Origin of the sequence: Lysinibacillus sp. (genome assembly GCF_032093475.1) — a bacterium.
In the GTDB taxonomy this organism is placed as follows: domain Bacteria; phylum Bacillota; class Bacilli; order Bacillales_A; family Planococcaceae; genus Lysinibacillus; species Lysinibacillus irui.
Window position 1 is genome coordinate 24,343 of the sequence record NZ_DAMDAY010000042.1, and the last position, 5,896, is coordinate 30,238.

8 protein-coding genes are annotated in these 5,896 nt (G+C 38.7%); 4 read left to right on the plus strand and 4 right to left on the minus strand.

Annotation, left to right across the window (positions count from 1 at the left end; genetic code table 11):
• Together RT445_RS10990 and RT445_RS10995 are read left to right on the plus strand one after the other, a co-directional pair.
• Nucleotides 1-912: MFS transporter (locus tag RT445_RS10990; RefSeq protein ID WP_313470583.1), on the plus strand; the 912-nt coding region annotated here is incomplete at its 5' end.
• A 143-nt stretch (nucleotides 913-1,055) separates the two neighbouring features.
• Complete coding sequence (locus RT445_RS10995; RefSeq protein WP_313470584.1) at nucleotides 1,056-1,715, plus strand: MBL fold metallo-hydrolase; 660 nt, start codon at nucleotides 1,056-1,058, stop codon at nucleotides 1,713-1,715.
• Nucleotides 1,716-1,758: 43 nt separating this feature from the next.
• Here RT445_RS10995 and RT445_RS11000 read toward each other — a convergent pair whose 3' ends face one another.
• The 3 genes from RT445_RS11000 to RT445_RS11010 form a co-directional block, all read right to left on the minus strand.
• Entirely contained in the window at nucleotides 1,759-2,925 is a 1,167-nt protein-coding gene (locus RT445_RS11000) for a Ger(x)C family spore germination protein (protein WP_313470585.1), read from the minus strand.
• A 143-nt stretch (nucleotides 2,926-3,068) separates the two neighbouring features.
• Complete coding sequence (locus RT445_RS11005) at nucleotides 3,069-3,314, minus strand: YkuS family protein (RefSeq protein WP_274796792.1); 246 nt, start codon at nucleotides 3,312-3,314, stop codon at nucleotides 3,069-3,071.
• A gap of 105 nt (nucleotides 3,315-3,419) precedes the next feature.
• Entirely contained in the window at nucleotides 3,420-4,397 is a 978-nt protein-coding gene (locus RT445_RS11010) for a dimethylarginine dimethylaminohydrolase family protein (RefSeq protein WP_313470586.1), read from the minus strand.
• A 116-nt stretch (nucleotides 4,398-4,513) separates the two neighbouring features.
• On the opposite strand from RT445_RS11010, the gene RT445_RS11015 reads away from it, so the two are divergent.
• The gene (locus tag RT445_RS11015) at nucleotides 4,514-4,711 is read left to right on the plus strand and encodes a transmembrane Fragile-X-F protein (RefSeq protein WP_274796795.1); all 198 of its coding nucleotides are present in this window, start codon (nucleotides 4,514-4,516) and stop codon (nucleotides 4,709-4,711) included.
• A gap of 78 nt (nucleotides 4,712-4,789) precedes the next feature.
• Here the strand turns inward: RT445_RS11015 and RT445_RS11020 are convergent, their stop codons facing one another.
• A complete protein-coding gene (locus tag RT445_RS11020) occupies nucleotides 4,790-5,365 on the minus strand; it encodes an LOG family protein (protein WP_313470588.1) in 576 nt (191 codons plus the stop codon).
• A 241-nt stretch (nucleotides 5,366-5,606) separates the two neighbouring features.
• Between RT445_RS11020 and RT445_RS11025 the strand changes: the two genes are divergently transcribed.
• Nucleotides 5,607-5,896, plus strand: a 290-nt coding sequence (locus RT445_RS11025) for a MazG nucleotide pyrophosphohydrolase domain-containing protein (RefSeq protein WP_313470589.1), incomplete at its 3' end; no start/stop codon positions are given.

Below are 5,896 nucleotides of genomic sequence, written 5' to 3' on the forward strand. Positions count from 1 at the left end.
ATATCGTTATTAATCATTACGACGTTGTATCCTTTTCTTAATAATATTTGGCTTTTCCTTCTGTTACGGCTAGTCCATGGAACGGCTTGGGGGGTTTCCACTACAACTAATAGTACAATGGCTGTCGATAGTATTCCTAAAGCTAAATTAGGAGAAGGTATGGGGTATTTCTCCATTTCAACAACAGTCGGAGCAATTGTTGCACCGAGTCTTGGGATTCTTATCTACCATTCTTTTTCCTTCCATACACTCATTTGGTCTTCTGCCTTACTTTGTGTATTAGCTGTCATCGTACTTCCATTTGTTCAATCAGTGACACCTATTCAACATGAAAAGCAGCCATTTCGTTTTATGGAAGCGATTTTTGAAAAAGATGTATGGTTTCAAGCATTACTAACTATAGTGACGACACTTGGATTTGGCGCGAGCATTACCTTTTTAGTGCTGTACGGAGAACAAAAAGGATTAAATCATATCTTTTTATTCTTTCTCATCAATGCAATTGTTTCCACTTTACTACGCCCATTTACAGGAAAATGGTTTGATCGGAACGGACCATGGTCGATCATCATTGTGTCAGCAACGCTAGGATTTTTATCATTGATTGTGCTGTCTTATACAACAAATAATGGAAGTCTTATGATCGCGGCAATTTTATTTGGTGCAGGTTATGGAACCGTTATGCCGTGTTTACAAACATGGACTGTTCAAAAAGTAAGTGAAGCAAAAAGCGGAGCAGCCAATGCTACTTTTCTTTCAAGCTTCGATGTTGGAGTTGGCATGAGTGCCTTTGTACTAGGGATTCTAGCAGAATGGATGAGTTTAGAAACGATTTTCCGTCTTGTTAGCTTAAGCTTCCTTTTAGTCGTCTTATTAGTATATAGAGATTATAAAAGAAACAAGAACATGTAATCATAAGGACCAGCCACATCGAAAAGAGTGTCTGGTCCTTTTATTACATAAACGACATATGAGGCAGGAAATTGAGTGTAGAACACAGAACACTAGCTATGTAACATTTTAAATTAAATGACAAGGCGAGGTAGGTGGTAGCTATGCTAATTGCAAAGGGTGTCAAAATGCTAGAGCTGAACTATCAAGGGTTCATCATTCATCCGATGTTGGTGTGGGATCAGAATATGGCTGTGTTAATGGATGCAGGCTTTCCAGGGCAAATGGATGCGTTACGTGAGGCAATGGCACAGGTGGGCGTGTCTTTGGATCAACTGAAAGCGGTTATTTTAACACATCAGGATGTGGATCATATCGGTTGTCTTCCTGATATTTTGCAGGAGTGTGGACAGGATATACATGTTTATGCTCATGCCCTTGATAAGCCTTATATTCAAGGGGAGTTGCCACTATTGAAAGATGGTCAACTAGTGAATCCCCCAAAGGGTAGGGTCGATGTAGAGTTGAATGATGGGGAAGAATTACCGTTTTGCGGTGGAATTCGCGTTATTCATACACCAGGACATACGCCTGGTCATATTAGCCTCTATTTAACACAAAGTAAAACATTAGTTGCAGGGGATTCAATGTATAGTGTAGATGGCCACCTTGAGGGTATACACGAGCCAACTGTGTTACATTTAGAGGAAGCGCGTCTTTCTTTACAGAAATATGTAGATCTAGATATTGAAACAGTTGTTTGCTATCACGGAGGAGCTAGTAGGGGAGATATTGACCATCAGCTGAAAAAGATCCTGATATAGTATAAAGACCAGCCTTAAATTTCAAAAGGCTGGTCATTGTTGATTATTCTGTAATGGTCTCTTGGAATGTTTTACGGCCAGGGCTTACTTTATTGATATGAATATCGATTTTACTAATGGAATCTTTATTTAATGGAATTTTGCCATTCTTCTCTAGTTTTTTCCATGCTTTCACGTTATCACGGTATAAATATTCCGATAAACGAAAGACATCTGCATCCATTTTTAGGCCTTCCTCAAAGGTACCCATAATTTCTTTTTTGACTTCCTCTGAAACCTTTTTTCTTACCTGATCTGGATCTAGCTTGCCTTTAAAGCCATTTAAGACTGTATCAAATTTTAAAACGACTTCAAACCGTACTTGGCTATTAGTGACGATTGGTTTAACTCTGACATCTAATTTTTTTATATCAACAGTTAGGTAATCATCTTTTTCGTTATTTGCTAATTCAAAGGTAATTTCGCCTTGTTTTGTTGCATCATTCATCCATTCGATCCCTCGAGCAGATGTCCCTTTTAAATAGCCTTTGAAGCTGTCCTTTGAGAGAATACCCACACCTGCAAAATAGGTTTCTTTTTCTTGCCCATCTATTGTTTCCCAGCTTTCATTAATGGTAATGTAAGGAACCTTCATTTCATGGTTTGGCTCATTTAAACCGATCACTAGCTGCCTTAAATTGACAGGCTCTACAAATGACTCTTGCTTCGCTGTATTTTTAGGGTTACTTAGTTTAGCAGAGGTTGGTGATTTCTCTAATAATGGAGAAACTAATAACACATCCTCAATCGAGTCATCTGTACAGTAGACCCAAATATGATATCGGGTTTCTCGAAAACGCAAAAATGTGTCGATAACAGAAATGGCATGCTCTTCACGCATAGCATTATCTGAGAAAAGAAGAAAGGTCATATGCCCCCAAAACACTTCTTGGTCCATCGAACGATATAATTTATAAATAGCCTCTTCAATAGTTTTGCCCGTAGCTTTCCCTATTTCGGTAGGCGCTGCTTGAGGATTTGCTGTTTCTGTTTTAGCTACAGTGGCAAAGTTAATAATTTGTAAGTATACAGTATATTCATTGTCTTTATAATCTACTCCAACACCTTGCACATAGTACATTCGTTGTGGCTCTGTGACATCCCAACAGCCTGATAACAGGAGTGTAATAGTAAACATGAACATAGCCACTACTATATTTTTTTGACTCATATGTCTCCCTACTTTTTAAAGGTCGTGTACATTAGTTTGGACAAAAAATGAGTATATTATAAGTAAGATAGTATGTAGGAGAATGGAATAGAAAAGTGCTGCCTACAGTCAACAAGATGCTGTGGCAGCACTGACTTACTCAGTTAATGAAAGTATTTCTCAACGCGTTGAACAACTTCGTTTGCTGAAAGCCCATCCGCGTCGATGACTGGACCAGCCATGACTGGATCACTAATTCCCATCACGTCTCGATCCTGACCTGTAATGATACAGGCATCACATTTTTTGGCATCCTCTTCATTGCGAAGCTGGATCACTTCATAGCCTTTTGCTTTTAAAGCATCCTCAATATTAGATAATGATTGTTCCACACCAATAATTCTAGACATTTTTCGTCCACCTCCTATAAATAATGTGCCATTTCAGGTTGCTCATTATTCATATTATTTTTTAAAGGAAGATGGATAATTTCCTGCTTTCTTCACAACATGAGTTTAGCGCTCTGTTCTTAATAGTGGCTGTGTACTACATCTAAAAGAACCTCCGAAGCTTCGTGAAATTTTAAAATCAACATATTCGACTGTGATCCCTTTTTGTTCTAATTGTTCACCAATCCATGTAAATTCTTTATCTGTAATATAAACCTGTTCATTAACAGGTAAACCATTGGTAGCAAGGCGTGCCGCATCTTCTAAGGAAACGTAAATTTTATCCCAATCCTTTAGCTGTTCAGGAATACCATCTAAAAAGGCTTCCTCACAAACAATCATAAGTCCGTTTCTTACCAAGCTAAGAGCACAGTCTAAATGAAGAATAGTTGGATGAAGCGGAACTTCAACTACCGTATAATCGAAGTTACTCGCTAAATTACGTAGCCATTGAACGCCATTTTGATTGGAAGCTAGTCCTGAATTTCCAACGAAAATTATTTTATCTAAAACTAAGACATCGCCTCCCTCTAAAAAGGGACCCGCTTCTGACGCTTGTCCTTCTGCCATATCTGGCTTTGGAATAGAGACATAGTAACATTGATTTTCATTTGCCTCCTGTGCTAAAAGATGACGCACCGGCAAAATTTCATTGCGTCTATGGGGAAATCGAAGTGAGCCTTCGATTAACAATGGACCAATGGTGAAAAGCGGGTCTCGGACAAAGAAATTGCTATAGCCATCCTCTTTTCCTAATTCCTTTTCATAGTCTGTTAAAAGTCTTGGAGAATGGACTTCAACCCCATACTTTTCTAAAACTTTCTTTAAATTAAGACGTTCCAATTCCCATTGCTGCTGTCTTTCTGGAAAAACATCTTTATAATTTTTACCCTTCGTATCGACACCAGCATAGAGTGCTAACGTTTCTTCAGTTAAAAATTCATCATCTGTTAACTCGTCTTTTGAGGGAAAAGCAAATTCTGATTGAGCCATTACCACTCTCTTTAAAGGAGCAAACTCACTTTTTACAAAAATATTCGTCATCGTACTTCCTCCTGTTGTATGATGGAGAAAAAGAGTGAACTATATTCTCCGTTGTGTCCTTATCCTAAGCTATATAGTAACTACATAGTCAAGAAAGGTAGTAAGGTGGTGAAAAGATGGGCATTGCAGAAGTGTTGACCATCGTTTTGGTTGTATTAAAATGGACAGATGTCATAGCATGGTCATGGTGGCTAGTCTTATTACCTGCCATTATCTCAATTAGTTTGTATGTACTATTATTGGTGGTGAAGCTCGTCGCTGTGTTGATTGGTGTAGTAGCAGTGAAAAAACGACAAAAGAGGGCAGGTCTTTAACCTATTGATTGGATGCTTAATCGGGAACTAAAAAGTGGTAAGCTCCGTCCAAAAGGAACGAATCTTACCACTTCGTAATTATTTGCTAAGTTCATAGGTTTTTATAGCGGTTGGAACAAAGCTTTCACATTTATCTAATAGTGCTGCCACGTCCTCGTCAACAATAAGTGCCTCTCGATATTGCGCTTTTAAAAATTGTTCCTGTTGCATATGGTCAAAAAATGAAATTAATAAATCGAAATAGCCCTCGATATTGAAAATAGCACAAGGCTTTTGATGCAAGCCGATTTGATTCCAAGTAAACACTTCAAAAAATTCCTCTAATGTTCCAGGGCCTCCAGGTAGGGCGATAAAACCATCCGCTAGTTCCATCATTTTACTCTTTCGTTCATGCATCGTATTGACAACGTTTAACTCGGATAGCTGCTGATGAGCAATCTCACGTTCCTCTAATAATGTCGGAATCACCCCAATAACCTTTCCACCTTCTTGTAGAACCGTATTTGCTACTGTAGCCATAATTCCGACACTAGCACCTCCATATACGAGAGTAATGTGGCGCTTTGCTAATTCTTTACCTAGGCGGATAGCCCCTTCACGATAGGCATCAGAAGCGCCGATACTGGACCCACAAAATACTGCGATACTTTTCATAGTTGATTCCTCCATATCTAATCATTCGATTATCTTGGTTCAGCACGGTTTTTCGAGCGAAAGCGAAGCATCCTTGATCTGCTCAATGAAAAAACTACTGAAATAAGATAGGTCTCAGGCGGATGTCACAGATTTAGTAGAGGAGCTTTGAGCAAGCTTGAAAAATCTGGACAATCATTACGCCGAGCCGCAATTAATAGTATAATTTATTTTGAAGTGGAAAGGAATGGAGGAAAAGATCATGCAATTAAATGAGTTTCAACGTTGGGTGAAGGATTATTATGAAGAACGGGGTTGGTCTGAGCTCAATATTTTTACACGTATTGGGTTTTTGGCAGAAGAAACAGGCGAAGTTGCAAGAGCTATTCGAGCATTAGAAATTGGTAGAGACCGACCAGATGAAAAAATAGCATCCTATGAGGAAAATAAACAAGAGCTAAAGGAAGAGCTTGGCGATGTGATAGGGAATATTATTGTCATTGCAAATCAATATGATATTCCCCTAGAGGACATATTTGCTGCTCATCAAGA

Bases quoted from the DNA above. Each gene is read 5' to 3' on its own strand.
- RT445_RS10995 (WP_313470584.1), top strand. From the start codon at position 1,056: ATGCTAATTGCAAAGGGTGTCAAAATGCTAGAGCTGAACTATCAAGGG.
- RT445_RS11000 (WP_313470585.1), bottom strand. From the start codon at position 2,925: ATGAGTCAAAAAAATATAGTAGTGGCTATGTTCATGTTTACTATTACA.
- RT445_RS11005 (WP_274796792.1), bottom strand. From the start codon at position 3,314: ATGTCTAGAATTATTGGTGTGGAACAATCATTATCTAATATTGAGGAT.
- RT445_RS11010 (WP_313470586.1), bottom strand. From the start codon at position 4,397: ATGACGAATATTTTTGTAAAAAGTGAGTTTGCTCCTTTAAAGAGAGTG.
- RT445_RS11015 (WP_274796795.1), top strand. From the start codon at position 4,514: ATGGGCATTGCAGAAGTGTTGACCATCGTTTTGGTTGTATTAAAATGG.
- RT445_RS11020 (WP_313470588.1), bottom strand. From the start codon at position 5,365: ATGAAAAGTATCGCAGTATTTTGTGGGTCCAGTATCGGCGCTTCTGAT.